Below are 15246 nucleotides of genomic sequence, written 5' to 3'. Positions count from 1 at the left end.
TGAGACGAGGAACAACGATGTCCAACAAGGCTCGGAAATCTCCGTATCCCTATTGGTTTGTCCTACCGGCAGGGCTGATCTTTGTGATCTTCTTTCTGGTGCCAACGGTGACGTCCTTTTACTTCTCACTGACGTATTGGGACCCGTTCGAGGCACGATTTGCAGGCTGGGACAACTATATCCAGTTCTTCTCCGAGCCCTATCTCGTGCGCGGTACGATCAACACGCTGGTCTTCGCCTTCCTGACCTCTGGCCTAAAAACGGTTCTTGGTCTTTTGTTGGCCGTGCTTTTGACATCCGGCATCCTCGGCCAATCTATTTTGCGGTCAATCGTCTTCTTTCCGGTGCTCGTATCGACCGTCGGTGTCGGCATTCTTTTCAAAGAGATGATGCACCCGACCGAGGGCATTCTGAACCTCATGCTTGACGGCGTCGGCCTCTCGAAGATCGGGTTTCTGACCGATCCGTCATTGGCACTGTTGTCCGTTGCGGCAGTTGATGTCTGGCGCGGCGTCGGGCTAGCGACCCTCATCTTTATCGCTGGCCTCGCCACAATCGCGCAGGAATACTATGAGGCGGCCCGCATCGATGGCGCCACTCGCTGGCAGCAATTCTGGCGCGTCACCGTTCCACTGGTTCGCCCCGCCACGACGACCGTCATCATTCTATCATTGATCGGCGGCCTGCGCTTGTTCGACTTGATCTGGGCAATGACAGGCGGCGGTCCGGGCTTTTCGTCGGACGTCCTCGCCTCGGTGATTTACAAACAATATCAGGCCGGTTTCTGGGGCCTTTCGACCGCAGGAAACGTCATTCTTTTCCTGATGATCGCTCTGATCGTGGCGCCGCTCGCATACTGGCTGAACAAAAGGGCAATCGACGCATGACCCGCCGCCAAACCGTCATTGGAGCGATCGCGCTGGCCATCGCCTTCGTCATCTTCGTGATCCCCTTCCTGTTCGTCGGGATCAACGCGATGAAGACCGCGCAGGACGCCAGTCAACTGGACTTCAGCCTGCCCGAACGTTGGGTCTTCTGGGAGAACCTTGTCGCAACGGTCCAAGCTCGTGACTACGCGTTGCTGCTTGCCTACTGGAACTCGATCATCATCACTGTCGGCGCAATCACACTACTCGTGATTTTCGGCGCGATGGTGGGATATGTGGTTCAACGTCGCCCAAGCCCGGTGACCCGGGTGGTTTATCTCGTGGCGCTGTCCGGCCTGATGATCCCGCCAGCCGTTGTCCCGACGATCTGGCTTCTGCAGGGGATAAACCTGTTCAAGACCCTCAACGGTATGATCCTCATTCAGGTCGCCTACGGCATGGGTTTCACCGTGCTTCTTTACCGTAGTTTCATCGGCACCATACCGCGTGAGTTGGATGAGGCCGCGCTCATCGACGGTGCCAAACCGTGGCAGGTGTTCTTCAAGGTCGTCCTGCCGCTTCTCAAGCCGGTCACGCTGACCATCATCGTTGTGCAGTCGATCACCATCTTCAACGATTTCACGCATCCGCTCTACTACCTGCCGGGGCGCGATAACATCACTGTGCAGCTGACGCTCTATAATTTCCAAAGCCAGTTTGTGACCCAGATGAACCTGCTCTTTATGAACATTCTCTTGATTACGATACCGCCGCTCATCGTGTTCATTTTCTTCAACCGCCAAATTGTCGCCGGAATGACCTCTGGCGCGGTCAAAGGATAAGCCTATGTCCCGTGTTGAGCTCAAAGACCTGCGCAAAAGCTTTGGCGCCTTCGAAGTCATCAAAGGGATCGATCTGACCATTGAATCCGGAGAGTTCTGCGTCTTCGTTGGGCCGTCGGGCTGCGGCAAGTCCACACTATTGCGCATGATTGCAGGGCTGGAGGAGCAGACGTCTGGCGTCATCGAAATCGGCGGGCGCGACGTGTCTAATAGCGAGCCGTCCGATCGTGGCATCGCCATGGTTTTTCAGAACTACGCCCTCTATCCGCATCTGACCGTGCGCGAAAATATCGGTTTTGGCCTGTCGCTAGCACGCACGCCCAAAGCGGAGATCGCTCGCAAGGTCGGCGAGGTTGCCGAAATTTTGCAGCTTGGCGATTATCTCGACCGCAAACCGAAAGAACTGTCCGGCGGCCAGCGCCAGCGTGTCGCCATTGGCCGCTCCATCGTGCGAGACCCGCAGGTATTCTTGTTCGACGAGCCCCTTTCGAACCTCGATGCATCTCTTCGGACCCAAATGCGGATCGAACTCACGGATCTGCATGCACGGCTTGGTTCGACAATGATTTATGTGACGCACGATCAGGTCGAAGCGATGACCATGGCCGACAAAATCGTGGTCCTGAACGGTGGACGGATCGAGCAGGTCGGCACGCCGATGGAACTCTACGACACACCAGCAACCCCGTTCGTGGCGGGCTTCATCGGCTCGCCCAAGATGAACCTCTATCAAGGCGAAGTTGCCCGCATCCTCGGCGCGTCAGACACTTACGGCATTCGCCCCGAGCATGTGTCTTTGTCGGCCAGCGAAGGGACATGGCATGGTACAGTGCGTCATGTCGAGCGGCTCGGTGCGGATACTATCGTGCATATCGACTGCGACCAGCTTGGACCGCTGACCGCGCGCGTGGATGGCGCGCGGACATTTGCTCCGGGTGAAAAGCTCTTCGCTACTCCCGACCGAAGCCGCGAAATTCGCTTTTGAGCGTGAGGCCCCAGTAGCCCGTAAGGGGGTGCGTTAGCGGCGGCGGCAAATAGGGAGCTCTTGAGGCTCCCTATGGCCTAGTCAGCCCATTAAGCCGTCTTACCTCTTGAGCCACTCCAGCATCAGCTTGGTAGTTTCGTGGGGCTTTTCCTGCTGAATCCAATGCCCGCAATTGAGGCTGGCGACGTCCACGTTCGGTACAAAATCGGTCAGCGTGTCCGATGGTGGAATGGTGTCCTGCGTTCCGTAAATCATGAGCGCAGGCTGCGTGATGACTGGCGCGGCGCTCTCCAAAATATGCCAGTTCCGGTCAAGGTTGCGGTACCAGTTGATGCTGCCGGTAAAGCCGGTCGTGGCGAAAGCACTCGTAAATACCGCAAGATTTTCGTCACTCATGATCGGCTCGCCCAGTGGTTTTTCAGCTTGTGCAAGGTCCATCATGACCATCCCATCAGGCGCTGACGGAGGGACATTCTTGCGAAACAGGTTTTGCAGGAACTGTTCGGCATTCGCGTCCAGCACGGCATCCGCAACGCCCGGCTGGCGATTGAAATGGACAAAGTAATTCTCCGGACCGAAAATCTGCTCCAAGAAGTCGATCCACGGGATCGGCGTGCGCGGTTGATAGGGCAGGGCGAGGTTGATGATCTTGCTCACGCGGGCAGGGTGGAGTTGCGCGAGGCTCCAGACCACGTTTGCGCCCCAGTCGTGGCCGACGAAGGTCGCACTGTCATAGCCAAAGTGTTCTAGCAGCGCGGCGAGGTCATCCGTGAGGTGCTGGATGTCGTAGTCGGTCACAGTATCAGGTCGCGATGAATTGCCATAGCCGCGCTGGTTCGGGACGATGACGTGGTAACCAGCCTCGGCCAGAGCGGGGATCTGATGGCGCCATGAATAGGCGTGCTCTGGCCAGCCGTGGCAAAGAACAATCGGGTTGCCTTTGTTCTGCTGTCCCGCTTCGAAAACCTCGAGCTGGATGCCATTGAGCGGAATGATGGAGGGGGCGGGGAAATCTTTGAAAGCCATGGGAATGTCCTTTTGCGTAGTTCGACATCCGCCTAACTTGGAAAGATTTCAAAAACTGACACCTTTCTTTGCTATGGTCTGCTTATGAAAGCTCGTTCCAGACAAGACGCCATCATCCGCAGCCTTCGCCGCAACGGGGCATCCACCGTGCAATCCCTGATGACTGAGGTTGGCGCATCGCGGAGCACGATCTTGCGCGACCTCTCTGCGCTGCGCGACGAAGGTTACGTCATCCATGCGGAACAAGGACGCGGCGGAGGGCTATCGCTCGATCCAGGGTCGGTGCAGACGACGGCGAGGCTGTCCGTTCCGGAGGTTTTCGCGCTGATCCTCGGTATTTCGAGTATGCGTGCGGCGAGGTCTCTGCCATTTTCCGATCTCGCGGACGCGGGGCTGGCAAAGATCGAAAAGTCCCTGCCTCCAGACAAGCTGAAAGACCTGCGCAGACTGCTCGACTGCCTCTATGTGGGGCCGCTGGCGCCGCAGGTCGATGTGTCGAACATTGGGGAAATGGATCGAGGTTTGCTCGAGGCCGTTGAGCAGGCGTTTCTTGGCCGCCAATGCATGCAATTCGAGTACGTCGACGCAAAGGGCCAACACTCCGACCGGAGTGTGGAGCCGCACGCGATGCTGATCCTTCCGCCGCTCTGGTACCTCGTTGCATGGGACCCGAGGCGTGACGCCGTGCGTCATTTCCGGATGGACCGCATCATTAGCCCGCGTGTCGTCGAGGGTAGCTCTTTTAGGCCGCGGCACATCACATTCGACAAAGGCGTGGAGCGGGTCGTTTAAAAATGGCCGGTCTCCGATTGGGCCGGCAAACGGTCAGTCCCCGCAAAGTGCATGAACCCACAAATCGACATCTCAACATATGTGCAGTTCGCGCGATAAGTCATGGACACCTTACTTGTTTGGGTTGTCTCATTATTTGAACCTGTATCAGATACTCTTCTTTTTTCAGTGAAGAGGCGGTGCGGGTTGCATCGGTTCGCACCATGAGAACGCCCTTTTCTTTGCGCGAGCCACTGCGAGGCCTAGGCCGCTTCTGTTTGTTCAGGTCGCCGCAGGAGTTTGCCGCATGTCGAAGATTTCACCGTTCTATTATGAGTCCGCCGTCCTGAACGAGACACCGTTCGGGGAGTACTATGACCAGAATTACGAGTTGAATTGGGACCTATCCGGTCAGATGGATCTCGATGGGGACGGTGACTATGAAGTCATTGTCGCTGCTGTGGATCAGGGTGGCTTACAGAGGACTGATGCAGGCCCCATCGTCGTCCTTGATTTCAAGAACGGGCGGATATCCGACATCGGGCCTGACCTCATCCCGACCGATGTTTACAGCGTTATCTTACGGGATTTCGTGGTTGGCGACTTCAACAACGACGGTATGGACGACCTGTTCGTCAATAACCACGGCTCCGAAAAGGACGACCCGTTTCTGGGAGAGCAGAACTACCTTCTGTTGTCCGATGGCAAAGGCGGGCTGGTCGATGCGACAGATACACTGCCACAGCTTACTGACTTCAGCCACGGCTCGTTTGCAGCGGATTTCAACAATGACGGCCTGCTCGATATTTTCGTCAACAACCTCGGTGAAGATGACCTGACGGGGTCATACGTGCTGATGAACCTCGGGAACGGGAATTTCTCGGCGCCCGAGTGGACGAGCCAGCATCCCTATGGCGACTACGCCCAGTCGGACATGTTCGATGACGCGTTCAACAAACTTTATGGCGGCGCCTACTTCCCCGCTGTGCTGGACGTGAACAACGACGGCAATATCGACATCTGGTATGGCGAAGTGCTGGACACTCGGACGTGGGAATTCACTCAGTTCTATGCCGAGAATGACGGGCTGGGGAATTTCACGCTCGTGAAGAGCGATGACTTTGCCGATCCGGTCATCAATAAATACGGCCTGTCCCAAGAAAGTGCGGAGTGGGGTGACATCGACAACGATGGCGATCTCGACCTCATGGTCTACGCGGTCAATACAGACTCCGATGGCGCGACGTACTTCCAGTATTTCGACAACAGGGGCGAGGACGGCTTCGCGAAGGTGTCGCACCGCATCGAAGGGCAGGAGAACGACGGCGTGCTTGGCGCGTCGGGCGGTGGGCCGATCTTCCAGCTCTACGACTTCGACGCCGATGGCGATCTGGACATTATCTACAAACGCTGGTCGCCGGACTTCACGGAGGATGTGACATACTGGTTTGCCAATGACGGCAAAGGCAACTTCTCGCGGATTGACGACGATCTGTTTCCTGCAAGGCAGAATTTCCAGGTCGCGGATATCAACGGCGATTGGCTGCCTGACATCGTCTATGAGGTTCGTGAGTGGGACCTGCCTGATGAATTCGAAATCACGGGCGAGTCCAGCTACAGCCAGTTCCAGCTTGGCGCGCTGTCGAAGGGCGTGAAGCGCAAAGGCTGGAAAACCGATGACCGGATTGCCGGCGGCGATTACAAGGACAAGCTCTACGGGAAGGGCGGTGACGATGCGCTCAAAGGCAACGGCGGCAACGACAAGATCATCGGGGCCAACGGTGACGACCTGATCTACGGCGACGACGGCAATGACAAGCTTAACGGCGGCAAAGGCAACGACGTCCTTTATGCGGGCAGGGGCAATGACAAGCTGATCGGCAAGCAGGGGGCGGATACGTTCGTCTTTGACGGCAAAAAGATCGACAAGAACACGGTGAAGGACTTCGGCTCTGGCGACGATGAACTGCACATCGCTGAGTCTCTGCTGCGGAAACATGACAGCATTGAGGACCTGCTGGACAGTGCCACCACGCGCGGGGATGACGTCATCCTCAAACTCGGTGCGGGCAATGTGATTGTGCTGCAAGATGCGGCCGGTATCGACCTTTCGGAGCACATCCACATTCTGTGATTGTCGACGCATGGAACGAAAAAGCCCGCCCGGATGTCTCCGGACGGGCCTTATTTTCAGTGGGACCGATTAGAACGGGCTGTCGGGGAAGTAGTAGTCCTCGGCGTTCTCGGGGGTCACGAGCGTCGCGTCGATGGTGTAGGTGCCAGCGACCGGCAGTTGACCGACCATGCCTGCAACAGTCATCTCGATCGCGGTGCCGACCATCGCCGGCGGGTAGAGCACGTCGACCGGCATCATCGGATCGCCGTCCATGACCATCTTGATCATGTCCTTCGAGCCCGCGCCGCCGATGACGTACTGGATGTCGTCACGCTGCGACTGTTCGATGGCCTGCAGAACGCCAACGGCCATGTCGTCGTCCTGACACCAGACCACGTCGATGTCGTCGAACTTGGTCAGGTAGTCCTGCATGACGCGGAAGGCATCGTCGCGGTTCCAGTTCCCGAACTGACGGTCGAGAACTTCGACGTCCGATCCCTCGATACCGGCGTCAAAGCCGTCCTGACGCTCTTGGTCGATCGGGATCGGCATACCGCGGATCACAACGACTTTGGCGTCGGGGGTGTTCTCGGCGATGTATTCGCCAGCCGCTTCGCCGAGGCCGTAGTTGTTGCCCGCAACGTAGAGGTCACGCACGCTGTCGTCGTTGTTCGACGGTGCGCGGTCGACGAGTGCAACGAAAGTGCCCTTGGACTTCACTTCCATGATCGCGTTGACGAGCGCGTCGGGGTCGGTCGGCAGGATGACCAGTGCGTCGATGCCTTGGATCTCAAGATCCTGAAGCGCATTGGCCTGGCTTGCCGGATCGGGCGAGGTTTTGACGATGACTTCGATGTCGTCATAGGCGCCCATGACTTCTTCGGCGATCCGGTTGGCGTGAAAAACCACACCCGAGGTCCAACCGTGGTCGGCAGCCGGGATCGACACACCGATGGTGAGGTCAGCAGCAAAAGCGGTGCTGACGAAGGATGCACTGGCAAGCAGCGCTCCGAAAATTGTCTTACGCATTAAGTTCACTCCCTTGAAATTGGGCGTTTTATGACCGACGCCCATACGGTCTCTTCAGGCCCTACGGGTCAGCGAACGCTGAACCAGCATGGCAAGGATGATGATCGTCCCTTGGATGGCGAGGAGGAGGTATTCAGAGATGAAGTTGGACAGCAGCATGATGTTGCCCACCAGTTCGAGGATGAACGCGCCCGCGATCGAACCCCAAACGCGGCCCGAACCACCCTTGAGAGCCGTGCCGCCGATGACCACTGCGGTGATCGCCTGAAGCTCCCACATCGTGCCGGTGGTGGAGGAGGTGGAGCCGAGGCGCGGCACGTAGAGGATCACGGCGACGGCTACGGTCAGGCCTTGGATCATGAAGGCATAGAGGCGCACGCGGCTGACATTGATGCCCGAATGGCGCGCGACTTCACGGTTGGAGCCGACGGCGACCACGTGACGACCAAAGCGCGTGCGGTACATCAGCAGCGAGCCGAGCAGCGCGACGGCGAGGGTAATCAGGATCGGCCACGGCACACCAAACAAGCGGCCAAAGTAGACCTCGCGGTAAAGCGCCTGCTGTTCCTGCGCCTGCAACGTGATCGCGCCGCCTTGCGACAGCCACGTGGTCAGGCCGCGAAAAATGCCCATGGTTCCGAGGGTTACGATAAACGGTTCAAGCTGGCCTTTCGTCGTCAGTACCCCGTTGAAGAGCCCGCAGAGCGCGCCGAGCGCGATGGCCAGCAGAACGGCGGTAAGCACCATCATCAGCGGGCTCGCGAAGACCTGCGTGTTCATGAACAGGATCATGACGGAGGCGACGAAGGCGACCATCGAGCCGACCGACAGATCGAGGTCTCCGGACGAGATGACAAAGGTCGCGCCGACTGCAATGGTCGCGATAAACGCGCAGCGGGTGGCCACGTTGGCGAGGTTGTCGAGGCCGACGAAACGCGGGTTCACCATCGCGCCGGCGATAATCAGCACGATCAACGCAATGAAGGGCGCAACGGCGCGCATGTCGACCGACGACAACGTGCGGCGGATGGAGGTGAGGGGGCTGGTCTGGGTGCTCATCTGTGGTCTCCGTCAGGCCGCGACGCCAAGGCCGGAGGCCAGTCGCATGATGTTGTTTTCCTGAATGCCGTCGCCGGTCAGCAACCCCATGATCCGCCCCTCGCGCATCACCGCAACGCGGCTGGAGAGGCCGATGATCTCGGGCATTTCGGACGAGACGACGATTACGGCATGGCCTTCACGGGCCAGCACGGACAGGAACTGGTAAATTTGTTGCTTGGTGCCGACGTCGATGCCGCGTGTCGGCTCGTCGACGATCAGAATGCCGGGGGCGAGCTCCATGATTTTGGCGAGCAGGAGCTTCTGCTGGTTGCCGCCTGACATCTGCGACACCATCACGCGCGGATCGCGGACACGGATGTCGAAACGGCGGTTCGCGCGTTCGAGCGCCTTCGCCTCCGACGTGCCGGAGATCATCCCCCAGCGTTCATGCAGATCGAGTGTCTGCAGCGTCAGGTTCGGGCGGATACGTTCACCGACAAGCAGTCCGCGCCCCTTACGGTCCTTGGTCATGTAGGCAACGCCCGCTTCGCGCGTCGCATTCATATCGGCCGCGGGCAGGGGCGTGCCGTTCACGGTCACAGTGCCGGAGTGGTATTTGCGAAGGCCCGCAATCGCCTCCATCAACTCGGTCCGTCCCGAGCCGATCAGACCGGAAAAACCGAGGATTTCACCTCTTTGCAGCGTAAAGCTCGCGTTTTTGACAAAGCCGGTGGAAAGGTTCTCGACAGTCAGCACTTCTTCGGCGTCGACATCAGGTTCGTGCTTCACCGGATAAAGGTCCGACAACTCGCGGCCGACCATCAACTGCGCAATGCGGTCGGCGGTAAGGTTGCGGGTCAGGTCCGTCTTGATCCACTGACCATCACGTAGAACCGTCACGCGGTCACTGAGCGCCATGACCTCGCCCAGCTTGTGCGACACGAAGACAAAGCTGGTCCCTTCGGCGCGAAGGCGGCGAACCTGAGCGAACAAACGGTCGGTTTCGCCTTCGGACAGTACCGCGGTCGGCTCGTCCATGAAAACGACACGGGCATTGCGACTAATGGCTTTCGCGATCTCGACCATCTGCTTGTCGGCAAGGCTCAGGTCGCTGATTAGCGCGTCGACATGAATGTCAGTGCCAAGCTCGTCCAGCGCGGCCCGCGCAACCTTGCGCATGGCGGGGCGGTCGAGGAAGCCAAACTTGGTAATCTCGCGGCCCAGAAACAGGCTCTCAGTCACAGTCAGATGTTCGGCGAGGTTGAGTTCCTGGTGAATCAGCGCAATGCCGAGCCGTTCGGAGTGGCCGTTACCGGGCAGGGTGACAGCATTGCCGTCCAGCAGGATCTGACCTGCCGTAGGCTGTTCAAACCCCGATAGAATTTTGACCAGCGTGGATTTGCCTGCACCATTCTCGCCCATGAGGGCATGAACCTCGCCGGGGAGTATTTCCAGATCGACACTGAAAAGTACCGGCACTTCACCGAATGACTTAGACACCCCCCGCGCTGCCAAAACCGGCACCGGGCCCTGATCTCCGATCGCGGACATCACAGTATTCCTATTTCCTCTTCCCTAGCGGCTTGTGTAAACCTTTTCATAATTTGTGTAAAGCTTTTCATCGTGGCATTTGAGGCGCTATTCTGGCAGTGAACGCCGGGCCGCTAGGGCAGCACGGGCAAGGAGTACGGGGACTTGGCAGCAAAGCCTACGGCGACAATCGAGGACGTGGCCCGTATCGCGGGCGTCTCCATCGCAACGGTCAGTCGTGCCGTCCACAACCCTGAAAAGGTGGCCAAAGCCACGCGCAAGAAGGTCAACGAAGCCATCCTCGTGACCGGCTACACGACCAACGCTATGGCGCGCAGCCTGCGGATGGGGCGGACCAACATCATCCTCGTCCTAGCGCCAGATATCGGCGACCCGAATTTTACGACGACCCTCATCGGAATCGAGAACGAAGCCCGCGCACGCGGCCATGCGATTCTCATCGGGCATACCCAGAACGATCCCGAACGCAGCCTCGACTACCTGCGCTATGTCGCCTCCCACAAACTCGCGGGGATGATCCTGTTCACGGGTCGCCTGCCGTTCGAGAGCCTTGAAGGCATCAGCCTGCCGCCGGTCGTCTCCGCATTCGAGCCTGCTGGCGACGACAGCTTTACCTACGTCGGCGTTGATGATCGGGCAGGGGGCCGAAAAGCTGCCGAGCACCTCTTGGCAGCCGGTCATCGCCGCATCGCCTTTGTCGGCGACACGCTGTCGCGTATGTCTTATCGCCGCCGCCGCGAGGGTTTCGATCAGGCGATGGATGCCGCGCGTATTCCCGAAAAAGACCGCGTTATCGTGCCGGGGGATGGCTCGCTCGAAAGCGGGCGTCACGCGGTCGAACTGCTGTTCATCCGCGATGATGTGCCGTCCGCGTTCATGTGTGTGAACGATATTACCGCAATCGGCGTGATGAACGGCCTTGCCGCGCGCGGCTATACGATCCCACAGGATTTCTCGGTGATCGGCTTCGACGACGTGCCGCAGGCGACATTTATCTCGCCGCCGCTGACAACGATCCGCCAGCCGCGCAACCTCATCGGGCGCACTGCTATTATTCGGTTGCTTGCAATGATTGAGGGCGAAGCCGACAACGCGCCTGCCGAAGAAGAGCTGATCATGCCTGACCTGATCCTACGTGGGTCGGTGACTTCCCCCGGTCCCATCGGGCGGCCCAATTCGTAGGCAAAGCGGGACGATTTCGGAAACGAATGGACTCCATCAAATAATCTGATTTTGCGTCCGCGGCATCCTGTGCCACGGTCTGCGCATTACCTTTGGAGAGTATTGATGACCGCCGTTACCCCGTCCGCCGTCGCTGAAACGCCCGCCGCAGCATCCGAAGATGCGCTCGCCCATTTCTCAAAGCGCCTGACCTTCGAGACCGACTGCTGGGACACCCATCATTCGCTGTCGAACGGAGCTACCGATTTCGTCCTGCTCGACGTTCGCGGCCCCGCGCTTTACCGCGAAGGCCACGTGCCGGGCGCAATCAGCCTGCCGCACGGCAAGATGACCGAACGTAAGATGTCCGAGTGGCCCGACGATACGCTGTTCGTCGTCTACTGCGCCGGTCCGCACTGCAATGGCGCGAACAAAGCCGCCGTGCGTCTGGCCCGCATGGGCCGTCCGGTCAAAGAGATGATCGGCGGCGTCACTGGTTGGATCGACGAAGGTTTCGCCTTGGCGATGGGCGACGAGCCATCAAGCGTCCCCGAAATCGAAGCGGCGTAAGCTGCGATGATGTAATTAGTCGCTGACGCCAATCGCGACGGAGGTCACGGTGATCGACTGGCCTTCGTCGTTCGGATCGGGCTGCACGCCGATCGCAAAGACATGGTCCGTGGTGTCTTCAGGCAGATTGAAGTTCAGCGGCAGGAAATTCGGCCCTTCGCTCAGGCGGGTCATCTTCCAGCCAGAATTTGCGCCGTCAATCAGTCCGCCGATCACGCCCACCATGCCTGTGTGCTCCGACTGGACCCTCAGGATCGCGGTTACGCGCTGACCCGCTAGGCTCGCGGTCTGCTCGGCGTCGAGCGTCAGGAAGGCGCCCTGAATGCGCGGGCTACCGGTGGTAGGGACGCTGCCCGAAAGCATCGCGCCATTGTCCGCACCCTCGACCTGAATGCTTGGCGCTGTCGTGCCGAAGGCATTCGCCATTTCGACCGGATCGGTGATCAGGAAAATCCCCGGAGCGTCAATGACCGTCGCATCAGGCTCGGGCTCCGCCACTTCGACGTCCTCCTCGATCTCGATGACCGGTTCCGGCTCGGGCAGAGCAGGCTCCGCATCTTCCTCGGTAGACTCTTCACTGTCGTCCTGAGCAACAGTGTCCCCGTCAGCGCTCGCAGCCAAAGCCGCTGCCCACTCAGGCATCGCATCAAGCAAATCGGAACCGCTGCTTTCAGTCTCCTGCTGACCGTTCGGAATCTCCAAAACAAGCCCCGGATAGATGTTCTCGCAATCCGCCAGGTTCGTCTCATTGGCCGTACAAATTTCCGGCCATCGCGCGCCGTTGCCCAGCTCGCGCGCTGCTATGCCGTAAAGAGTGTCGCCACCCTGCACTGTGTAGGACTCTGCAAACGCGGCAGGCGCATTCAAGGCTGTGATTAGACAAAGAAAACTGATCTTTTGCATCGGCACGTCTATGGAAAATCCAACTCGATAACTTCAACCGCAGACCTATACCGAGATTTCGCAGGTGGCCACGCTTGATGTCTGTTTTGAGCGGTTTTTTGTATGTGCCCGCCCGTTATGATGCGTTCCCGCGCAAGGTGTCCGACAGTTAGGCGCCGTGGGAGCGAATTCAACGTTTCATTACTACTTTAGCATGCCACCCTACCGATAGTTGCTCGCCTTTGATCCGTGCGGGTGCGGGCGACTCGCACGTTTTGCGGGTATTTCGGGGAAAGTCTCGAAATACGGGTAGTGTGATGGTTTTACGGTTAACAATTCTGCTTTGTCTGGCGCCTGCCATGGTGTCCGCGATGCCGGTGCTTGTGCCTCAGCACGTCATGTCCGCGCGTGCGATCGAGATGCTTGTGCCGATGGCCGATGAGCCTCTGGCGGTCCAGCCTGTCGAATGTCTGCCCGAAGAATGTGACGAAGAGTTCGTGGCCGAGCAAGAAGCCGGCAGTCCGCAGGTGCCCGAGGTCGCGTTCGGCTTCTGACCTTGTTGGCCCTTTGCCATTCGTGTCTACTGCCTGAAAGACAGTGCAGGAGACAGGCATGGATACTCTCGAGACCAGAATTGCGATGGGCCGCGGGGATATTCCGGCTGATGTGGTACTCTCGGGCGGAGAGGTGCTTTGCGTTGTCACCGGAGCCGTCACCAGCGCCGATGTCGCCATCTGTGGCGATACGATTGTCGGCGTGGGGCAGGGCTACGAGGGCAAGAAGGTCATCGACGTTTCGGGCCTGACTCTCGTTCCCGGTTTCATCGACACGCACCTTCATATTGAAAGTAGCCTCGTCACGCCGTTTGAATTCGACCGCTGCGTTGCGCCGCGCGGGGTGACGACGGCGATTTGTGATCCACACGAGATTGCGAATGTCATCGGCCTCGACGGTATCCGTTATTTCCAGTCGGCGAGCGAGCGGACGGTGATGGATATCAAGGTGCAGCTTTCGTCCTGCGTGCCGTCCTCGCATATGGAAACGACGGGCGCGACCTTGCTTGCGGACGACATCGCCGAGGTGATGGGTCACCCGTCGAACGTCGGTCTGGCCGAGTTCATGAATTACCCCGGTGTCATCCACCGCGACCCGGAATGTATGGACAAACTTCGCCTCTTCGAAGGCGGGCACATAGATGGGCACTGTCCGCAGCTGTCGGGCAACGACCTCAACGCCTACATCGCGGCTGGTATCCGAACGGAGCACGAGGCGACAACCGCTGAAGAGGCGCTGGAGAAGCTGCGCAAAGGGATGCGCGTTCTGATCCGCGAAGGTTCGGTGTCCAAAGACCTTCACGCACTCCAGCCGATCCTGAATGATCTGACGTCTGCCTATCTGTGCCTATGCACCGACGACCGCAATCCGCTGGACATCGGAGAGCACGGGCACCTCGATTACATGATCCATACGCTGATCGCGCTGGGCTCGCCGGTGCCTGCGGTTTACCGTGCGGCGTCGCTATCGGCGGCGGAGGCGTTCGGGATGAAGGATCGCGGACAAATCGCGCCGGGTAAGCGGGCGGACATCGTGGCGGTCGGATCGCTGCAAAGCTGTGATGCCAAGCTGGTGCTCTGCGGCGGCACGGTGGTGAACGACGCGGCATTCGCGGGGCGCGAGGTGATCGAACCCGTTGGCCGCCAGTCGGTCAAAGCGCCGAAGGTCGTGGCAGAGCAGTTCCGCCACGGCGGCAACAACCCTGAAACGCCTGTGATCGGCATCCTCGAAGGAAAGATCATCACCGAGTTTCTGACCGAGGATATCCCTTCGACCGATGGTGACAAAAAGCCGGACACGGACCGCGACCTGATCCGCATTGCCGTTGTCGAACGCCATGGAAAGAACGGGAATATCGCGACTGGCTTTGTCAGAGGCTTCGGGCTCAAAGAAGGTGCGATTGCCTCTACCGTTTGTCACGATCACCACAATATCGCGGTGGTTGGCGCGAATTACGACGACATGGCTGTGGCCTCCAACCGTTTGGGAGAGATTGAAGGCGGGTTCGTTGTGGTGAAGGACGGCGAAATCCTTGCTGAACTGGCGCTGCCGGTGGCGGGCCTCATGAGCCTTGAGCCGTTCGAGGTCGTTCGCGATCATCTGGTGGAACTGCGGTCTGCTGCGACTTCGCTGGGCGTGACACTCGAAGAGCCGTTCCTCCAGCTCGCGTTCCTCGCGCTGCCCGTCATTCCCGCGCTCAAAATCACCGACCGCGGGATGGTCGATGTGCACAAATTCGAGCTGATTTCCTGAGTGCGTAAAATCTGGGCAATGCGCTCATTTCGCGGGCTGTCGTGCGCGCTGCTGCATATCATTTGAGCGCAAGACGAAGGTCGCGCTACCGCCTGTCGC

At 58.9% G+C, this 15246-nt stretch carries 14 protein-coding genes; 9 read left to right on the top strand and 5 right to left on the bottom strand.

Annotation, left to right across the window (positions count from 1 at the left end):
* Positions 1–17: 17 nt before the first annotated feature.
* The 3 genes from IF204_RS08440 to IF204_RS08430 are packed head-to-tail and all read left to right on the top strand — an operon-like array spanning position 18 to position 2693.
* The gene (locus IF204_RS08440; protein ID WP_194096157.1) at positions 18–887 is read left to right on the top strand and encodes a carbohydrate ABC transporter permease; all 870 of its coding nucleotides are present in this window, start codon (positions 18–20) and stop codon (positions 885–887) included.
* Positions 884–1708, top strand: coding sequence for a carbohydrate ABC transporter permease (locus IF204_RS08435; protein WP_194096155.1), 825 nt, complete (start codon positions 884–886; stop codon positions 1706–1708). Before IF204_RS08440 ends, IF204_RS08435 begins: the two co-directional genes overlap by 4 nt.
* 4 nt (positions 1709–1712) lie before the next feature.
* Positions 1713–2693 carry an ABC transporter ATP-binding protein gene (locus tag IF204_RS08430; RefSeq protein ID WP_194096153.1) on the top strand — a complete coding sequence of 327 codons (981 nt, stop codon included), beginning with the start codon at positions 1713–1715 and terminating at the stop codon, positions 2691–2693.
* A gap of 99 nt (positions 2694–2792) precedes the next feature.
* Here IF204_RS08430 and IF204_RS08425 read toward each other — a convergent pair whose 3' ends face one another.
* Positions 2793–3719, bottom strand: a complete 927-nt coding sequence (locus IF204_RS08425) for an alpha/beta fold hydrolase (RefSeq protein ID WP_194096151.1) — start codon at positions 3717–3719, stop codon at positions 2793–2795.
* 84 nt (positions 3720–3803) lie between these two features.
* On the opposite strand from IF204_RS08425, the gene IF204_RS08420 reads away from it, so the two are divergent.
* Positions 3804–4511 (top strand): helix-turn-helix transcriptional regulator, encoded by a 708-nt coding sequence (locus IF204_RS08420; protein ID WP_194096149.1) that lies wholly within the window; start codon positions 3804–3806, stop codon positions 4509–4511.
* A gap of 286 nt (positions 4512–4797) precedes the next feature.
* Positions 4798–6624 (top strand): FG-GAP-like repeat-containing protein, encoded by a 1827-nt coding sequence (locus tag IF204_RS08415; protein ID WP_194096147.1) that lies wholly within the window; start codon positions 4798–4800, stop codon positions 6622–6624.
* 69 nt (positions 6625–6693) lie between these two features.
* Here the strand turns inward: IF204_RS08415 and IF204_RS08410 are convergent, their stop codons facing one another.
* From IF204_RS08410 to IF204_RS08400, 3 genes are read right to left on the bottom strand one after another with little or no spacing between them, the layout of a single operon-like run.
* Entirely contained in the window at positions 6694–7635 is a 942-nt protein-coding gene (locus IF204_RS08410) for a substrate-binding domain-containing protein (RefSeq protein ID WP_194096145.1), read from the bottom strand.
* 54 nt (positions 7636–7689) lie between these two features.
* The gene (locus tag IF204_RS08405) at positions 7690–8694 is read right to left on the bottom strand and encodes an ABC transporter permease (protein ID WP_194096143.1); all 1005 of its coding nucleotides are present in this window, start codon (positions 8692–8694) and stop codon (positions 7690–7692) included.
* A 12-nt stretch (positions 8695–8706) separates the two neighbouring features.
* Entirely contained in the window at positions 8707–10227 is a 1521-nt protein-coding gene (locus IF204_RS08400; protein ID WP_194096141.1) for a sugar ABC transporter ATP-binding protein, read from the bottom strand.
* A gap of 144 nt (positions 10228–10371) precedes the next feature.
* Here IF204_RS08400 and IF204_RS08395 point away from each other — a divergent pair, with 144 nt between their 5' ends.
* Both IF204_RS08395 and IF204_RS08390 read left to right on the top strand, forming a co-directional pair.
* Complete coding sequence (locus tag IF204_RS08395) at positions 10372–11409, top strand: LacI family DNA-binding transcriptional regulator (protein ID WP_194096139.1); 1038 nt, start codon at positions 10372–10374, stop codon at positions 11407–11409.
* Positions 11410–11514: 105 nt separating this feature from the next.
* Positions 11515–11958 carry a rhodanese-like domain-containing protein gene (locus IF204_RS08390; RefSeq protein WP_194096137.1) on the top strand — a complete coding sequence of 148 codons (444 nt, stop codon included), beginning with the start codon at positions 11515–11517 and terminating at the stop codon, positions 11956–11958.
* Positions 11959–11973: 15 nt separating this feature from the next.
* On the opposite strand, the gene IF204_RS08385 is transcribed toward IF204_RS08390, so the two are convergent.
* Entirely contained in the window at positions 11974–12861 is an 888-nt protein-coding gene (locus IF204_RS08385) for a LysM peptidoglycan-binding domain-containing protein (protein ID WP_194096135.1), read from the bottom strand.
* Positions 12862–13157: 296 nt separating this feature from the next.
* On the opposite strand from IF204_RS08385, the gene IF204_RS08380 reads away from it, so the two are divergent.
* The gene (locus IF204_RS08380; protein ID WP_194096133.1) at positions 13158–13394 is read left to right on the top strand and encodes a hypothetical protein; all 237 of its coding nucleotides are present in this window, start codon (positions 13158–13160) and stop codon (positions 13392–13394) included.
* A 58-nt stretch (positions 13395–13452) separates the two neighbouring features.
* The gene (ade, locus tag IF204_RS08375; protein WP_194096131.1) at positions 13453–15147 is read left to right on the top strand and encodes an adenine deaminase; all 1695 of its coding nucleotides are present in this window, start codon (positions 13453–13455) and stop codon (positions 15145–15147) included.
* Positions 15148–15246: the final 99 nt, after the last annotated feature.

Origin of the sequence: Marivivens aquimaris (genome assembly GCF_015220045.1) — a bacterium.
GTDB classification, from domain to species: domain Bacteria; phylum Pseudomonadota; class Alphaproteobacteria; order Rhodobacterales; family Rhodobacteraceae; genus Marivivens; species Marivivens aquimaris.
The sequence above is the reverse complement of the archived record's forward strand: the minus strand, read 5'-3'. Positions and strand labels throughout refer to the sequence as shown.